Here is a 16,312-nt window from a genome sequence, read left to right on the forward strand (position 1 = left end):
CCCCCCGCCCCTCCCCGGGGGGGCCCCCTGAGTCCGGCCCCCCCCCCCCCTTCCCCCCGGGGGCCGTCGGCCCCGCCTCAGGAGACCGCAAAAATCCCGGCAACGCCCAGAATCACCATCACCAACACCGCTACCAGCGCACCCCGTTCGCTCTCCACCGCCGGCTCGCGGTTCTCGGTCACGGGATTCGTCGTCTCGCGGGGCATGGTGTGGCCTCCTCGGCTGTTCTTGCGTCGATTCCGACGGCGTTGGCCAGGTCACCGGTCGGTCGGCCTGGCGTGCGGACCCGCGGCGGGGGTCCTACCGTGAGGACGTTGCCGACCTCCAGGAGGGCTGGACGGTGCCGTTGCAGGACTGGTTTCTCACCGCAGAGGAACGCGCCAACCCGGTTTCTGGGATACCCGTATGGACCACGGGAAACCTCGCCGAGCCGTTGATTCACGGTGCCGCCTACTTCGACCGGCTGGTCGACGAGGTCGAGGCCCTGGGCCCCGGCGACCACCTGTTCTTCACCGACTGGCGGGGTGACCCGGACCAGCGGCTGCGCCCGGACGGTCCCACCGTGGCCCAGCTCTTCGCGCAGGCCGCGCAGCGCGGTGTGGTGGTCAAGGGGCTGATCTGGCGCTCGCACCTCGACGTCCTGGCGTACAGCGAGGCGGAGAACCGCGACCTCAGCGAGACGATCTCGGCGGCCGGCGGGGAGGTGCTGCTGGACCAACGGGTCCGGCGCGGCGGCTCGCATCACCAGAAGCTCGTGGTGCTGCGGCACCTGGGGGCGCCCGACCGGGACGTCGCCTTCGCCGGTGGGATCGACCTGTGCCACAGCCGTCGCGATGACGCCGCTCACCACGGGGATCCGCAGCCGGTGCAGATGTCCCCCCGGTACGGCTCCCATCCGCCCTGGCACGACGTGCAGCTCGCGGTGCGCGGTCCGGTGGTCGGCGCGCTGGACACCCTGTTCCGGGAGCGCTGGACCGACCCGATGCCCCTGGACTCGGAGAACCCGATGGCGTATCTGCGGGATCGGCTGCGCGGCTCGGACCTGCGCCCCGACCCGCTGCCCGAGCAACCGGCGGATCCGCCACCCTGCGGTCCACACCAGATCCAGGTGCTGCGCACCTATCCCGCCGTCCGTCCCCGCTACTCGTTCGCACCGGACGGGGAGCGAACCGTGGCCCGGGGCTACACCAAAGCCGTTCGTCGTGCCCGCCGACTCGTCTACCTGGAAGATCAGTACCTCTGGTCGACCGAGGTCGCGGACCTGTTCGCGCACGCTCTGCGGGACAACCCGGACCTGCACCTGATCGCCATCGTCCCCCGCCACCCGGACGTGGACGGCAGGATGGCGTTGCCGCCGAACATGGTCGGGCGCGAGCAGGCGCTGTCGCTGTGTGAGCGGGCCGCACCGGACCGGGTGCACGTGTTCGACGTGGAGAACACGGCCGGCGACCCGGTCTACGTGCACGCGAAGGTGTGTGTGGTCGACGACGTCTGGGCCAGCGTCGGCAGTGACAACTTCAACCGGCGGTCCTGGACGCACGACAGCGAGTTGTCCTGTGCGGTGCTCGACGAGATTCCGGACCAGCGGGAGCCCACCGACCCCGCTGGGCGGGGCGACGGCGCGCGGAGCTTCGCCCGCGACCTGCGACTGCGGCTGTGGCGCGAGCACCTGGACCGTGACCCGGACGGCCTGGAGGACGCCGATCTGCTGGACCCGGCGGACGCCGTCGCGGCCGTCACCGCCGCCGCCGACGCGCTACAGCGGTGGTACGACGACGGCCAGGTTGGTGAACGTCCGCCTGGGCGGCTGCGCCCGCACCGCCCCGAGCGACTGCCGTGGTACACGCGAGCCTGGGCGCTGCCGGTGTACCGGTTGGTCTACGACCCGGACGGCAGGCCGCTGCGTGCGAGACTGGCCGGCACCTGGTGAAGCGGCCGGGTCGGCTCGGGCGCGGCGACCCGGTACACGCTCAGCCCACCGGGGTAGGCGAACGACGAGCGCGGTGAGTAGTAGCCGAAGCCGATTGTCAGCGGGTTGGCCGGGCGCAGCGCGTACATCGGGTGGTTGCGCTGGAGGAACTCCAGCGACTCGATCTCGAACGGGGCGACCGGCTCGGCGACGAACGGGTAGGCCGAGCTGAGCAGCTGGCCGTCGCGCTGGGTGAAGTAGCGGTGGTGCCCGCTGCTGATCGCGTGCCCGGTCTCCCCCACGCGACACCGCGCCCGGATCACCGTCGTGCCGTCGATCTCCGTCTCGGAGAGCAGGTCCTCGCCGTTCACCTCGATCCGGGTGCGCCCGGCGAGCACCGGGGCGCCGCGGGCGACAGCGTACTCACGGACCCGGCGGCTGGAGGAGACGTAGTGGGTCCACCAGCCACCCGCGTTGAGGCCGCCGGGGGCGTCGACGCCCAGGAGCGAGACGCCGAGGTAGGTCAGCGAGTACGCGCCGAAGCCGGAGGTCTGCGTCTCGTCGTCGACGATGTACTGGTTGAGGAAGACCTGCCGGTCGGGGCGGGGGCAGAGCCCCGGCGGGACCAGGGCGGCGACGGCGTCGGGATCCGCGGGCAGCCAGCTGAAGTAGAGGGTGCGGCTGTTCACGACGAGTTGGGGAGCGGCTGGATCGAGCACGGTGCCTCCGAACCGGGTGTGTACACGCGACGCTACGGCCGGTCCCGCCAGCGGGACAACGACGGATAGTCGACACTCCTGCCGACTTGTCGGATTTCATGTTGACCAGTCGGCGCGGCTCAGGGACCGATCGGCTGGACCGGTCGGACGACCAGCCAGCGGCACTGGGGCTCGGGGAGGCCGGTAAGGATCCTCACAGCCAGCTGAAATTCCGAAGCGTTTGCCCCTTTTGCTACCGGACACACCTTAAGTACATCAACCTTTCGGCTAGATTTTGTGGAGACGATCAGGTTAAAGTGACTCCCGAACGGCCCATTGGAAGCTAAACCGAAGCGTCACGTCTCTTTGTCCGCGGACGAGGTGCAGGGAGGACCACCCATGACCGCGCCAACGATCACCGAGCAGTCGAGCACCGCCGTCAAGGCCACCACCAAGCTCGACCCGCGCGCTCTCACCGACAGCGCCGCCGATCTGCTCAACGCGATGGCGGCGTTGCCCGCCAACCACCCGTCGCGCCCCGCGCTGCGCGACCGGGCGATCGAGGCCTGGCTGCCGCTCGCCAACCACCTGGCCCACCGCTACAGCGGGCGCGGCGAGCCGAACGACGACCTGGCCCAGACCGCCGCGATCGGCCTGATCAAGGCCATCGACAAGTTCGACCCCTCGCGCGGTGTCGACTTCGCCGGTTACGCCATCCCCACCATCATCGGCGAGCTCAAGCGCCACTTCCGCGACCGCACCTGGGACATCCGGGTGCCCCGCCGGCTCCAGGAGCTGCGGCTGGCCATCTCCGACGCCAACAGCTCGCTCCTGCAGACCCTCGGCCGCTCGCCGACGGTCGCCGACATCGCCGCGCACCTCAAGCTCACCGAGGAAGAGGTGCTGGAGGGCCTGGAAGGCGCCCGCGCGTACAACGCCGTGTCGCTGTCCACCCCGACCGGCGACGGCGAGCGCGCCACCGAGCTGGGCGACATGCTCGGCGGCGAGGACAGCGAGTTCGAGCTGGCCGAGCTGCGGGTCGCCCTCGGCCCGGCACTGGCCACCCTCGACGAGCGCGAGCAGAAGATCCTCACGCTGCGCTTCTACGGCAACCTGACCCAGTCGCAGATCGCCGACCAGATCGGCGTCTCGCAGATGCACGTCTCGCGGCTGCTGACCCGGGCGCTGACCAAGCTGCGCGGCCAGCTCGACGGCACGTACTGACCGGTTCACGCGAGCAGGGCCGGGTCCACGGACCCGGCCCTGCTCGCTTTCAGTGTTGTCACGTGTACGGGACAGTGCGACCGGCTGGCGGAACTGTCGCGTCGACCCGACTGGTTCAGCGCCCGACCGGCTCCCGCCACATCGGCCAGAACGGCGTGCCGTCAGGCACCCGGAACGGCTCGCCGGCCAGGTAACCGTGCTTCGCGTACAGGTCCCGGCCGGCCGGACTGCTCGCCTCCAGGTACGCCGGCATCCCGTTGGCGTCCAGCCAGGCGTGGTGGTGGCGCATCAGCGCGCTACCCAACCCCTGCCGCTGCCGGTCGGGCCGGGTCGCCAGGAACGCCAGGTGGTGGTGGTCCGGGTGCGGATGGTTCGCCGCGAACAGCTCGTCGAGGTGCTGGAACCGGTCGGTCCACTCGCCGCAGACGGCGGCCAGTCGGGCGTCGTAGTCCGCCGGCGGCGGCGCCGGCTCGCCGACCGACGGAAACCAGACCGCGACCGAGGCCCGGTCCGCCGTGGCGTGGACCATGCCGTGTCGCATCGCGTGCCCGACCAGGATCTCGAAGTCTCCAGCCAGCACGGCCTCCCGCTTGCTCGCGTCCGGGACCAGCCAGTTCGTCACCTCCAGGACGGTGAACGCCTCGGCGATCCGACCCGCCACGAGGCTGGTCTCCTCCGGCCCGAGCCGCTCGATGACCACGCTCACCGGGTCACCTCCACGGCGGCTGGCGCCTCCGGCTTGACCACGGCGGCGGCGCTCGCCGCACCCAGACCGATCCGGGCGTAGGTGTCCGGGCGGTTGCTGCGCAACAGCAGGGCCCAGCCGATACCCAACAGGGCAGCCACCGGGTACGCGGCGGGCAGCGCCCAGCGCAGGGGGGAGTCCGGGGAGACGCCGAGCAGGTTGGCGAAGTTCGACACCGCCAGCCAGATGATCACGAAGAGCACGATGGTGGCCAGGCCGGGTGCGATGACCCGCCGCCAGACGTTCTCGCCGCCGCCGGAGCGGGCGAAGTAGGCGATCACCGCCACCGAGGTGGTGGCGATCAACAGCAGCACGCCGAAGCCGCCGGTGGTGCCGACCCAGAAGAACAACTGGACCACCGGGTCCCAGCCGTTGACCGCGTACAGCAGGATGACCAGCAGTCCGAGGACGCTCTGCGCGATCGAGGCGGCCCGCGGCGCCCCGGTACGGGCCGAGGTCTGCCCGAACACCGCCGGCAGCACCCGCTCGCGACCGAGCGCGAACGTGTAGCGGGCCGTGGTGTTGTGGAACGAGATCATCGCGGCCAGCACCGAGGTCAGGAAGAGCACCTGCCCGATGGTCATCACGGTGTCGCCGAGTTGCGCGGCGGCCAGGTTGAAGATCAGCTCGACGCTCTGCTCGCCGGACTCGGCGACGATCCGCTCCTGCCCGACGGCGACCGTCATGGTCCAGGACGACAGCGCGTACAGCCCGGCGATGATCGCCACCGAGAGGTAGGTGGCCAGCGGCACCGTCCGCTTCGGGTCCTTGCTCTCCTCGCTGAAGACCACCGCCGACTCGAAGCCGACGAAGCCGAGGATGGCCAGCACCAGCACCGCGCCGAGGCCGGGCACGAAGAGGTTGTCAGGCGAGAACGAGGCGAAGCTGACCTGACCGTCGGCCGGGTTGCTGATCTGCCCCAGGTCGAAGACGAGGACCACCACGATCTCGGCGACCAGCAGCGCGGCCAGGACCATGCCGTTGAGGTCCACCCGGAGCAGGCCGAGCAGGCCGACCAACGCCCAGGCCACCAGGGCCACGACGGCCCAGTGCGGGGCCACGCCGAAGAGCCGGTCGAGCACCGGCTGGGCCGCCGCACCGATGGTGCCGTACAGCCCGACCTGCAGCGCGTTGTACGCGATCAGCGCGACCCAGGCGGCGCCCACGCCGGCCGGTCGGCCGAGGCCGCGGGAGACGTAGGCGTAGAAGGCGCCGGCGTTCTCCACCCTGCGGGACATCGCCACGTAACCCACCGAGAAGAGCGCGAGCACCGCGGCGATCAGCAGGAAGGCCAACGGGATTCCGGTCACCCCGATGACGCCGTAGCCGGTGGTGACGACGCCGGCCACCACGGTCAGCGGCGCGGCGGCGGAGAGGACGAAGAAGATGACCGACGGGATGCCGAGGCGACCTCGGGCCAGGGCTTCGGAGACGTTGCTGGGTCGGTCGACTGTCGATGTCGGGGGCATACGACTACTCCGATTGTCGAGGGGAGGGTTGGGGGTTACCGGGGGGGGTCAGGGGATGCCGCGCAGCACGGCGGCGCCGACGGCGGCCTCGGTGTGCCCGACGAGTTCCTTGAGGGGGGCCGGCAGCGCGGGGATGAGGACGTTGAGCCGGTGGTGGGCTCGTGGGCCGGCGCTCCACAGCACCTCGCGGGTCAGCCCGGCGGCCACGACCAGGCCGAGCAGCAGGGCGTCCGGGACGCCCGGCGGGTCCGGCCGGTCCAGCAGGGCCCGCAGCCGGGTGGCCGGCCAGGCCACCGCGTTGAGGTCGATCGGCAGATAGCTGACCGTGGTACGCAGCAGCCGCCGGCTCTCCTGGCGGCGCAGCACCCCGGCGCGGGCCAGCCGTTCCCCCACCGAGGTCGTCGCGCTCTGCGCCAGGAAGCTCAGCCAGGTGTTCAGCTCCCGGTGCTGGGACTCACCGATCAACTGGTCCAGCACCGTGTGCGCCAGCGCGTCGGCCGGCGGGCGCCGGTCGATGACGGTGACCTGCCCGGCCATCACCGTGATGTGTCCATAAAGGATCAGCTCGCCGAGGAGCCCGCCAGCCAGCCCGAGCCCGGTCGCCGCCGGGTGCAGTTTGGCCTTGCCACGACTGTCGTTGTGTGCGATCAGGAAGAACTCGTCGGCGATGAGCAACGGTCCTCCCGCACAGGTGTGTCCACAGTGATCGCGACCGGGAAAGGATGCACCCACAGCTACTGCAATGCAACTCCCAGATTTGAAAGTTGCACTCTGTGCAGGGCCGACCTGCGGATCTTGTCGTGGCAGACTCGGACGGTGACCGCCACCCCCACCAACCGTCCCGCCGCCAGCCCGACCGTGCGACGACGCCGCATCGCCCGGGAACTCCGCCAACTTCGGGAACGCGCGGGCATGACGCTCGATGTGGCCGCCCGCCAGCTCGACATGTCGAAGAGCAACCTCTCCCGGATCGAGACCGCGCAGATCGGCATCAAGCCGCGCGATGTCCGGGCCGCCCTCGCGCTCTACGAGGTGACCGGTTCGGATGCCGAAGCGCTGATCGAGATCGCCCGGGGGGCGCAGCAGCGGGGCTGGTGGCAGAACTACAGCGACGTGCTCCCCGAGTGGTTCGAGTTCTACGTCGGGCTGGAGGCCGAGGCGGCGGCGCTGCGCACGTACGAGGCCGAGTCGGTGCCCGGGCTGTTGCAGACCGAGGCGTACGCCCGGGAGATCTTCCGGCGCACCGCCGGCGAGGACGGGCTGGAGCGCAAGGTCGCCGCCCGGCTGCGCCGGCAGGAGGTGCTGCGCCGTGACGACCCGGTCGACCTGTCTGTGGTGATCAATGAGGCAGTGCTGCTGCGCCCGGTCGGCGGCGCCGCGGTGATGGCCGCACAACTGGTCCACATGAGCCAGATCGCGCAACTACCCAACGTAACAATTCAGGTACTTCCATTCGCGGCCGGCGGGCATCCGGCCATGAGCACCCCGTACGTGATCCTCAACTTCGCCGAAGCCGCTGACGCGTCCGTGGTTTACCTGGATAACCTCACGATGGGACTGGCGCTGGAGGAAGCCGATCATGTGCTCGGGTATAGCCTTCTGCACGAGGAGCTGTGCCGGATGGCGCTCGATCCGACGGCGTCGTTGACCCGTCTTGTGCAGGCTTCTCGTAACTTTGCGTGACCGCGTCTGCGGCACGCCGACGCAGACGAGAGGTACCGCGGATGACGGCGTACGACCTGACCCGAGCGGACTGGCGCACCAGCACGCGCAGCAGCGGCAACGGCAACTGCGTGGAGGTCGCGACAGTCGACGGTCAGGTCGCCGTCCGGGACAGCAAGGACCGCTCCGGCCCGGTGCTCGCCTTCGGTGCGGTGGCCTGGCGGGCCTTCGTGCTCGGCGTCGGCGAGGTCCGTCGGTCCTGACCCACCCGGGCCGGTGCGAGACTGGGCCGTGCTCTCCGACGTAACCCTCGACCTGCCGGTCCGTCCGGTGCTGCCGGCTCTGGTCGCGGCACTGGACGCGGCCGGCGCCGGCGTGCTGGTGGCCCCGCCGGGCACCGGCAAGACCACCCTCGCGCCGCTGGCCGTGGCCGACCGGGTGACCGGTCGGGTGGTGATCGCCCAACCTCGCCGGGTGGCGGCGCGGGCCGCTGCCCGGCGAATGGCCGAGCTGCTCGGCGAGCGGGTCGGTGAGCGGGTCGGCTACGCGGTACGCGGCGAACGCCGGGTTGGCCCCGCCACCCGGATCGAGGTGGTCACCACCGGCCTGCTGGTCCGCCGGCTGCACCACGACCCGGAACTGCCCGGCACGGGTGCGGTGCTGCTCGACGAGTGCCACGAACGCCAACTCGACGCCGACCTCGCGCTGGCCTTCACCGTGGAGGCGCGCGCCACTCTCCGGCCGGACCTGTGGCTGCTGGCGATGTCGGCGACCCCGGACACCGACCGGTTCGCCGCACTGCTGGGCGGGCCCACCCCCGCCCCGGTGGTGCGGGCCGACTCGGCGTTGCATCCGGTACAGCGGATCTGGGCGCCCCCGGCACGCCCCATCACCCCGCCCGGGGCCGGGCCGGTGGACCGCGCCCTGCTCGACCACGTGGCCGCCACCGTCCGGCGGGCGCTGCACGAGCACGACGGCGACGTGCTGGTCTTCCTGCCCGGGGCCGGCGAGATCGCGGCGGTCACCGGCCGGCTGACCGACCTTCGCGACACGGTCGCGCTGTTGCCCCTGCACGGCCGGCAACGCGGCACCGAGCAGGACGCCGCTCTGCGTCGTGCGGACCGACGGCGGGTGGTGCTGGCCACCGCGTTGGCCGAGACCAGTCTGACCGTCCCGGGCGTGCGGATCGTGGTCGACGCCGGGCTCTCCCGGGTGCCCCGGATCGACCTGGCCCGTGGGCTGGGAGCGCTGGTCACCGTGCCGGTCTCCCGGGCCGCCGCCACCCAACGGGCCGGCCGGGCCGGCCGGGAGGCCCCCGGGTACGTCTACCGCTGCTGGTCGGCGGCGACCCACGAGCGGTTGCCCGCCCGCGCCGAGCCGGAGATCGCCACCGCCGACCTGACCGGCTTCGCGTTGGAGCTGGCCGCCTGGGGCCGACCGGACGGCGTCGGGCTCGCGTTGCCCGACGCCCCGCCGGCCGCCGCGATGACGGTGGCCCGGGACACCCTGGAGACCCTGGGCGCGGTCGACACCGACGGTCGGATCACGGCGCGGGGGCGGTCGATCGCCGCCGCCGGGGCACACCCACGGCTGGCCCGGGCGCTGCTCGACGGCGCCGGCCGGGTCGGCGCCGACCGGGCCGCCGAGGTGGTCGCCCTGCTCGCCGAGGAGAGCGCGGCCGGCCCCGGTGACGATCTGGTCGCCGGTTGGCGTCGGCTGCGCACCGGCGTGGACGCCGGCGCGACCGCCCGTTGGCGGACCGAGGTACGCCGGCTGCGCGCCGCGCTGCCGACCGGCGCCCCGGCGAAGGGCCGCGCCGACGCCGCCGGCAACCCCGGTCCGGGTGGGCTGAGCGACGATCTCGCCGCCGGGCTGCTCGTCGGCCTTGCGTACCCGGAACGGTTGGCCCGGGTGCGGCGGCCGGGCGGTTCGGCGTACCTGATGACCGGCGGGACCGCCGCGGAGCTGGCAGCCGGCTCGGGGCTGGCCGGGTCCGACTGGCTGGCGGTGGCGGTCGCGGACCGCACCCCCGGCGCGCCGTCGGCCCGCATCCGCCGGGCCTGTCCGGTGGACGAGGCGACGGCCCGGGAGGCAGCCGGCCGGTTGCTGCGCACGGGCCGCGAGGTCGGCTGGTTCGACGGGGACGTGGTGGCCCGGGAGGTGACCCGGCTGGGCGCGATCGAGCTGGTCCAACGGCGGCTGGACCGGCCGGACCGGGCGGAGGTGGCCGCCGCACTGCTGACCGGCCTGCGCCAGGACGGGCTGGGGCTGCTGCCCTGGACGCCGGCGGCGCGGGCGCTGCGCGAGCGGCTCGCGTTTCTCCGGCACCACCTGGGCGAGCCGTGGCCGGAGGTCGACGACGACTCGTTGCTCGACGCCGCGCCGACCTGGCTGGGCCCGGAGCTGGCCGCCGCGCGACGCCGGGCCGACCTGGCGCGAGTGGACGTGCCGTCGGCGCTGCGCCGGCTGCTGCCCTGGGCGCAGGCCGCCCGCCTCGACGAGTTGGCCCCGGAGCGGATCGAGGTGCCGAGTGGTTCTCGGATCCGGCTGGACTACGGCGACCCGGCCGCGCCGGTGCTCGCCGTGAAGCTCCAGGAGACGTTCGGCTGGCCGGCGGCCCCCCGCATCGCCGACGGTCGGGTGCCGGTGCTGCTGCACCTGCTCTCCCCCGCCGGCCGCCCGGTGGCGGTCACCGCCGACCTGGCGTCGTTCTGGCGTACCGGCTATCCGCAGGTCCGCTCCGAGCTGCGCGGGCGCTATCCCCGGCACCCGTGGCCGGAGGATCCGGGGACGGCGACACCCACGCGGCACGCCACGCCACGTCGGCGCTGAGCGCCGGCCTACTCCTCGACGACGTCGGCCACCACGACCGTGACGTTGTCCGGCGCACCGGCGTGCAGGGCCAGGTCGATCAGCTTGCCGGCGCAGGCCCCCCGGTCCGGATAGCCGCTGAGCACCTCGGTGAGGGTGTCCGGGCGGACCACGTTGGAGAGGCCGTCGCTGCACAACAGCCACCGGTCGCCGGCCCGGGGCACCATCGTCGCGTACGACGGGGAGACCTCCTCGCCCTGCAACGCCTGGGTGACCACGGCGCGGCGCGGATGGCTGCTGGCCTGCTCCGCGGTGATCACGCCCTGATCCACCAGCATCTGGACGAACGTGTCGTCCCGGGTGACCTGCTTGAGCACGCCCTCGCGGAACAGGTAGGCGCGGGAGTCGCCGACGTGCGCGAGGGCCAGGCAGCTGCCGGTACGGGCGAAGAGCAGGGCGGTCAGGGTGGTGCCCATGCCCTGGCGCTCGGGATCCTCGGCGACCGCCTGTCGGATCCGGGAGGTGGCCAACGCGATGCCGCCCTCGAGCGCGGCCACCAGGGCGTCCTCGGGTGTCTCCACGTCCAGCGGGGCGACCGCGTCGATGGTGAGGGCGCTGGCCAGGTCGCCGGCGGCCATCCCGCCCATGCCGTCGGCGACGGCGACGAGCCAGGTGCCGGCGTGCAGGGCGTCCTGGTTTCCGCTGCGGATCAGCCCACGGTCGCTCGTTCCCACGGAACGCAGCTTCAGGGTCATGGGAGGCAGCCTGCCAGGCGAAGGGCGCAGTTGTCTCTAGGAGATCAGGACGACGGCGCGTGGCGCGGCCAATCTCACGTCCGGGGTGGCGGCACATCGGAGGCACCCGCCGGGCTGACCGCCCTCGTCGAATGCCCGAACCCATCCAACCAGATCAATTGACATGGCGTACCGACGCTGGAAACATCGAGCCGACAACTGGGAGCGCTCCCAGAATTTCCCGCACCACAGTGCCACCACCACGTCCCACTTTCCGTCCCGGAAGGACTCCCCGTGACGCCATCCCGACGCCGCCTCCTGTTGGCTGCGACGACCACTCTGGCCCTCACCGGCGCGGGCGCCGGCGCGGCCCACGCCGACCCACCACCGGACGCCCCCGAGCAGATCGACAACGGCGACTTCAGCGCCGGGGTGAGCCCCTGGTTCTCCTTCGGCACCGGCCCGCTGGCGGTCACCGACGGCCAGCTCTGCACCACCGTCGCGGGCGGGTTGGCCAACCCGTGGGACGCCGGCATCGGCCAGGACGGCGTACCGCTGATCGCCGGCGCCGAATACACCCTCGGCTTCGCGGTCTCCGCCACTCCCGGCGCCGCGGTCAAGGCCGTGTTGCAGCTCGGCAGCGCCCCCTACACCACGTACGCGGCCGTGGACGCCACAGCCACCGGCACCCTCCAGCGGGTCGAGCAGACCTTCACCGTCCCGGACGACAACCCCAACGCCCAACTGATCTTCCAGGTCGGCGGTGCCGCCCAGGCGCAGACCATCTGCCTGGACGACGTCTCGCTGCGCGGCGGCGAGCCGCCCGAGCCGTACGTGCCGGACACCGGGCCACGGGTGCGCGTCAACCAGGTCGGCTACCTGCCTGGCGGCCCGAAGAACGCCACCGTCGTCACCGAGGCCACCGCAGCGCTGCCCTGGCAGCTGCGCAGCGCCGCCGGCGCCGTCGTGGCCAGTGGCACCACCACCACTCGCGGTGTCGACGCTGCTTCCGGGCAGAACGTGCACACAGTCGACTTCTCCAGCTACCGCACCCCCGGCACCGGGCTCACGCTCACCGTGGACGGCGAGACCAGCCACCCGTTCGACATCTCCGGCGCCCTCTACGACCAGCTGCGCTCCGACTCGTTGCAGTTCTTCTACGCCCAGCGCAGCGGCATCGCCATCGACGGCGACCTGATCGGCGACGAGTACGCCCGACCCGCCGGCCACCTCGGCGTCGCACCCAACCAGGGCGACACCAACGTGCCCTGCCAGCCGGGTGTCTGTGACTACTCCCTCGACGTGCGCGGCGGCTGGTACGACGCGGGCGACCACGGCAAGTACGTGGTCAACGGCGGCATCGCCACCTACCAGCTGTTGAACACCTTCGAGCGGACCAGGACGGCGGCCACCGCCAACGGCGGCGCCGAACTCGCCGACGGCACGCTGCGGGTGCCCGAGCGCGACAACGACGTACCGGACATCCTCGACGAGGCCCGCTGGGAGCTGGAGTTCCTGCTGCGCATGCAGGTGCCCGCCGGCAAGCCGCTCGCCGGCATGGTCCACCACAAGATCCACGATCAGAACTGGACCGGGCTGCCGCTCGCCCCGCAGGACGACCCGCAGCCACGCGAGCTGCACCCACCGTCGACCGCGGCCACCCTCAACATGGCCGCCACCGCCGCCCAGTGCGCCCGGCTCTTCGCCCCCTACGACGCGGCGTTCGCGACCCGCTGCGGCACCGCCGCGAAGACGGCCTACGCCGCGGCCAAGGCCCACCCGGCGGTGTACGCCAGCCCGACCGACGGCAACGGCGGCGGCGCGTACGACGACAGCAACGTCACCGACGAGTTCTACTGGGCGGCGGCCGAGCTGTACCTGACCACCGGGGCGCAGAACTACCTGGCCGACCTCACCGCCTCCCCGCACCACACCGGGAACGTGTTCGACGCACGGGGCTTCAGCTGGCAGAGCGTCGCCGCGTTGGGCCGTCTCGACCTGGCCACCGTGCCGAACGGTCTGCCCGCCGCCGACCTGGCCCGGGTTCGCGCTTCGGTCACCACGGCCGCCGACACGTACCTCGCCGAGCTGCGCCGCCAGGCGTACGGGCTGCCGATGCCGGGTGACGCCAACAGCTACTTCTGGGGTGGCAATGGCAACGTCATCAACAACGCCGTGGTGCTGGCCACCGCCTTCGACCTGACCCGCAACCCGGTCTACCGCGACGGTGCCGTGCAGGCCATGGACTACATCCTCGGTCGCAACGCCCTGAACATCTCCTACGTCACCGGCTGGGGCGAGCACGCCGCGCAGAACCAGCACAGCCGCATCTTCGGCCACCAGCTCAACCCGAGCATGCCCCGGCCACCGGCCGGCTCGATCGCCGGTGGCCCGAACGCGGCCCTCCAGGACCCGTTCGTGGCGCAGCTGCTGGCCGGTTGCGAGCCGATGTTCTGCTACGTCGACGACATCAACTCGTACTCGACGAACGAGGTAGCGATCAACTGGAACTCGGCGCTGGCCTGGATCTCCTCGTTCCTGGCCGACCAGGGTGACGCCGGCGCGGTGCCAGCCGCCACCTGCACGGCGCGCTACACCAACTACGGCGCCTGGCAGGGCGGTACCGGGTTCACCGCGCAGCTGACCATCCAGAACACGGGTGCCACCGCCGTCAACGGCTGGAACGTGCGGTTCGCGTTCACCGGCGACCAGCGGGTACGCGAGGCGTGGCTGGCCAAGGTCACCCAGTCCGGCGCGACGGTGACCGCGCGCAACGAGTCACACAACGCCAAGATCGCGCCCGGCGGCTCGGTGATGTTCGGCTTCAACGCGACGACAGCCGGCGGCGCCAACCCGAGCCCCGGCCTGGTCACCGTCAACGGCGCGGCCTGCTCGCTGACCTGACCCCCGTCCTGGTGGCCGCCAGGGGAAGGTGGCCACCAGGACGGCACGAACACGCGGTCGGCGGGTCAACCGCCGGCCGCGTTGTGCTTCGCGACCAGGCTCGGGAGGTCGTCCAGCGAGTCGATCCGGAACAGGCACCGCTCGGACATGGCCGGGATGTCGAGGATGTGCCCCCACGGGGAGCGCCGGATCAGGCAGGCCTTCATCCCGGCCGCCAGGGCCGGACCGGCGTCGTTGTCGGGCCGGTCCCCCACGTACAGGATCGACGACGCGACACCACCGCCCGCGTCGACGACCCGCTCGAAGAACGCCGGTGCCGGCTTCGCCACACCCCAACCGTGGGAGGTGCCGATCACGTCCACGGCGAGGTTGAGAGCGCGCAGCGTCGACTCGGCGTGGGCCGGCTGGTTACCGGCCAGGCCCACCAACAGGCCCTGAGCCCGCAAGGCGGTCAGGCAGCCTCGCGCGTCCGGGTAGAGGTCCTCCGCGCCGAACGTCTCCGGCTGACCGGCGGCGGCCCGGCGCTCCACCTCGACCGCGAAATCGAAGTCGGGCCGGAAAGCCCGGAACGTCTCCTGAAAGTCCAGACCTCGGGCGACCACTGCGCCGAAGACCGCCGAGAACGTGTGCCGGGGCACGCCGAGCCAGTCGGCCCACTCCGCGAACTCACGGGACTCGTCGAGGATCGTGCCACCGACGTCGAAGAAGACCGCCTTGATCATGCCCATCCCCCGTCATGGTCCAGCGCCGTCGGGAGATCATAGACGGCCGTCAACCCTTGTTCCACGGTGCTTTCGAGCTGATGTCGTAGACGATTCATCCGCCCCCGCCCCCGCACCAAACCCGGTGGCTCCGGCGCGGCACGTAGGCCATCGTGAGGGCCATGGATGGCGGCGAACTGGCCGACGCGGAGCGTCGGGTGTGGGCGGCGATGCCGGCAGGGACGCGGACCGCGCTGGCCGGGCTGTCCGCTGCGGACCTGCGCAGTCTGCTGCTGACCGTGGCCCGCGATCGGGCGTCGACCGCGCGCCCGTCCGAGGTGGTACGCCGCTGGCGCGAGGACCGCTTCGTTCGCCCGGCCGGCACGGACCCGCGCGTGCTCGCTCGGGTGGAGGCCCGGATGTGGGAGCTGCTGCCGACCGACGTCGCCGGAGTCGAGTTGTCTCCGGTCGTACCGGTCGGCACCTGCTCGGCGGTCGCACCGGTCAGCCAGAACAGGGTCGTCACCACGATGCGCGCCAGCGAGGTGTTGAGCGATCCCACCAACGCCCTCGCCATCGAGGCGGCAGTGCGTCGCCGTCAACAGAGCGAGGTGCACCTGGCCGCTGTCCATCGGGTGCTGCGGGCGCAGGACTTCGGCAGCGCCGCGTCGGCGCACTTCCGGCTCTTCGCCCTGGTGTCCAGCGCCCGGGACACCGGCTCGGGCGGGACCGAGGCCCGGCTGCTGGTCCGGCACCTCAGCTACTGGCGGAGCGTCCTCGCCGAGTTCGCGGGCACCGCTGCACCTCAGCTGCACGTCACGACCTTCGACGACCGGCCCGTCCGGGAACGGCTGGCCGACACCGTTCGACCGGCGCTCGCCGGGGGTACGGTGCCGCTCGTGGACGAGCCGGAACGCACCCGCGGTCGCGGCTACTACACCGGGTGCGCCCTACGGGTCAGCCTCCTCGACGGCGACCTGGAGATCGGCGATGGCGGTCTCACCGACTGGACCGCCCAGCTGAACGGCGACGCCAAGGAACGCTGCCTCGTCTCCTGCCTAGCCACCGAACGCCTCGTCGACGGCATCAGCGACTGAGCCAGACCTGGCGACGACCATCCTGCCCTTCGTCGAGGTGTACGCCGGCGGCGGCCGTGCTGCTCATCCCCGGCCCGAACCTGCGACACCTGACACGCGCACCACCATGCCCGGTATGAGATGCGCGACGGGTGGCCCCTCATTTCCACCAACCGAGCTCGAAAGTGTCGGACACCTGTTCTATTGTCGGTCCATGGTGGAGGAGTTGGCGCAGGCCGAGGCGGCGATCGCCGAGTGCCTCGACGCGTCGGCGTGGGCTCTTCCGGAGCACCATCTCGTGGCGGCCCTCGATGCCGCGCACCGGCTCGAGCAACGCCTGGCCGCGGTCAAGCTCGCCCTCGTGCGCGAGCTGGATGGT

Annotated in this window: 14 protein-coding genes; 7 read left to right on the forward strand and 7 right to left on the reverse strand. The window is 72.0% G+C overall.

All coding sequences use genetic code 11. The annotated features are described in order from the left end of the window. Positions 1-77 precede the first annotated feature (77 nt). Entirely contained in the window at positions 78-206 is a 129-nt protein-coding gene (locus V6U86_RS29910; protein ID WP_327031894.1) for a hypothetical protein, read from the reverse strand. Positions 207-340: 134 nt separating this feature from the next. Here V6U86_RS29910 and V6U86_RS29915 point away from each other — a divergent pair, with 134 nt between their 5' ends. Continuing rightward, complete coding sequence (locus V6U86_RS29915) at positions 341-1,930, forward strand: phospholipase D family protein (protein ID WP_334509180.1); 1,590 nt, start codon at positions 341-343, stop codon at positions 1,928-1,930. Here the strand turns inward: V6U86_RS29915 and V6U86_RS29920 are convergent. Beyond that, the gene (locus V6U86_RS29920; protein ID WP_334509182.1) at positions 1,879-2,628 is read right to left on the reverse strand and encodes a hypothetical protein; all 750 of its coding nucleotides are present in this window, start codon (positions 2,626-2,628) and stop codon (positions 1,879-1,881) included. The two genes, V6U86_RS29915 and V6U86_RS29920, sit on opposite strands and share 52 nt — an antisense overlap. Positions 2,629-3,006: 378 nt before the next feature. Between V6U86_RS29920 and V6U86_RS29925 the strand changes: the two genes are divergently transcribed. Next, positions 3,007-3,831 (forward strand): SigB/SigF/SigG family RNA polymerase sigma factor, encoded by an 825-nt coding sequence (locus tag V6U86_RS29925; RefSeq protein WP_124777491.1) that lies wholly within the window; start codon positions 3,007-3,009, stop codon positions 3,829-3,831. A gap of 115 nt (positions 3,832-3,946) precedes the next feature. On the opposite strand, the gene V6U86_RS29930 is transcribed toward V6U86_RS29925, so the two are convergent. Genes V6U86_RS29930 through V6U86_RS29940 form a run of 3 tightly spaced genes read right to left on the reverse strand, consistent with a single transcriptional unit; the run spans position 3,947 to position 6,720 of the window. Then, a complete protein-coding gene (locus tag V6U86_RS29930; RefSeq protein WP_334509185.1) occupies positions 3,947-4,537 on the reverse strand; it encodes a GNAT family N-acetyltransferase in 591 nt (196 codons plus the stop codon). Further along, the gene (locus V6U86_RS29935) at positions 4,534-6,045 is read right to left on the reverse strand and encodes an APC family permease (protein ID WP_334509187.1); all 1,512 of its coding nucleotides are present in this window, start codon (positions 6,043-6,045) and stop codon (positions 4,534-4,536) included. Before V6U86_RS29935 ends, V6U86_RS29930 begins: the two co-directional genes overlap by 4 nt. A gap of 48 nt (positions 6,046-6,093) precedes the next feature. Then, on the reverse strand, positions 6,094-6,720 hold the full coding sequence (locus tag V6U86_RS29940) for a GOLPH3/VPS74 family protein (RefSeq protein ID WP_334509189.1): 627 nt from the start codon (positions 6,718-6,720) through the stop codon (positions 6,094-6,096). A 183-nt stretch (positions 6,721-6,903) separates the two neighbouring features. On the opposite strand from V6U86_RS29940, the gene V6U86_RS29945 reads away from it, so the two are divergent. The 3 genes from V6U86_RS29945 to hrpB are packed head-to-tail and all read left to right on the forward strand — an operon-like array spanning position 6,904 to position 10,539. Continuing rightward, positions 6,904-7,728, forward strand: coding sequence for a helix-turn-helix domain-containing protein (locus V6U86_RS29945; protein ID WP_334509200.1), 825 nt, complete (start codon positions 6,904-6,906; stop codon positions 7,726-7,728). A 41-nt stretch (positions 7,729-7,769) separates the two neighbouring features. Further along, the gene (locus tag V6U86_RS29950) at positions 7,770-7,970 is read left to right on the forward strand and encodes a DUF397 domain-containing protein (protein ID WP_334509191.1); all 201 of its coding nucleotides are present in this window, start codon (positions 7,770-7,772) and stop codon (positions 7,968-7,970) included. 28 nt (positions 7,971-7,998) lie between these two features. Then, entirely contained in the window at positions 7,999-10,539 is a 2,541-nt protein-coding gene (gene hrpB, locus V6U86_RS29955) for an ATP-dependent helicase HrpB (protein WP_334509193.1), read from the forward strand. An 8-nt stretch (positions 10,540-10,547) separates the two neighbouring features. Here hrpB and V6U86_RS29960 read toward each other — a convergent pair whose 3' ends face one another. Next, complete coding sequence (locus tag V6U86_RS29960) at positions 10,548-11,273, reverse strand: PP2C family protein-serine/threonine phosphatase (protein WP_334509196.1); 726 nt, start codon at positions 11,271-11,273, stop codon at positions 10,548-10,550. A gap of 273 nt (positions 11,274-11,546) precedes the next feature. On the opposite strand from V6U86_RS29960, the gene V6U86_RS29965 reads away from it, so the two are divergent. Beyond that, a complete protein-coding gene (locus V6U86_RS29965; protein WP_334509197.1) occupies positions 11,547-14,156 on the forward strand; it encodes a glycoside hydrolase family 9 protein in 2,610 nt (869 codons plus the stop codon). Between the two features lie 65 nt (positions 14,157-14,221). Here the strand turns inward: V6U86_RS29965 and V6U86_RS29970 are convergent, their stop codons facing one another. After that, entirely contained in the window at positions 14,222-14,878 is a 657-nt protein-coding gene (locus V6U86_RS29970) for an HAD family hydrolase (protein ID WP_334509202.1), read from the reverse strand. A gap of 161 nt (positions 14,879-15,039) precedes the next feature. Between V6U86_RS29970 and V6U86_RS29975 the strand changes: the two genes are divergently transcribed. Beyond that, positions 15,040-15,954 (forward strand): hypothetical protein, encoded by a 915-nt coding sequence (locus V6U86_RS29975; RefSeq protein WP_334509198.1) that lies wholly within the window; start codon positions 15,040-15,042, stop codon positions 15,952-15,954. The last annotated feature ends 358 nt before the right edge of the window (positions 15,955-16,312 follow it).

This window comes from Micromonospora sp. CPCC 205558 (genome assembly GCF_036902955.1).
GTDB lineage: Bacteria > Actinomycetota > Actinomycetes > Mycobacteriales > Micromonosporaceae > Micromonospora.

What these genes read in the sequence shown, in the direction of transcription:
- V6U86_RS29970 (WP_334509202.1), bottom strand. Translation starts at nt 14,878, where the DNA reads ATGATCAAGGCGGTCTTCTTCGACGTCGGTGGCACGATCCTCGACGAG.
- V6U86_RS29935 (WP_334509187.1), bottom strand. Translation starts at nt 6,045, where the DNA reads ATGCCCCCGACATCGACAGTCGACCGACCCAGCAACGTCTCCGAAGCC.
- V6U86_RS29960 (WP_334509196.1), bottom strand. Translation starts at nt 11,273, where the DNA reads ATGACCCTGAAGCTGCGTTCCGTGGGAACGAGCGACCGTGGGCTGATC.
- V6U86_RS29950 (WP_334509191.1), top strand. Translation starts at nt 7,770, where the DNA reads ATGACGGCGTACGACCTGACCCGAGCGGACTGGCGCACCAGCACGCGC.
- V6U86_RS29925 (WP_124777491.1), top strand. Translation starts at nt 3,007, where the DNA reads ATGACCGCGCCAACGATCACCGAGCAGTCGAGCACCGCCGTCAAGGCC.
- V6U86_RS29910 (WP_327031894.1), bottom strand. Translation starts at nt 206, where the DNA reads ATGCCCCGCGAGACGACGAATCCCGTGACCGAGAACCGCGAGCCGGCG.
- V6U86_RS29975 (WP_334509198.1), top strand. Translation starts at nt 15,040, where the DNA reads ATGGATGGCGGCGAACTGGCCGACGCGGAGCGTCGGGTGTGGGCGGCG.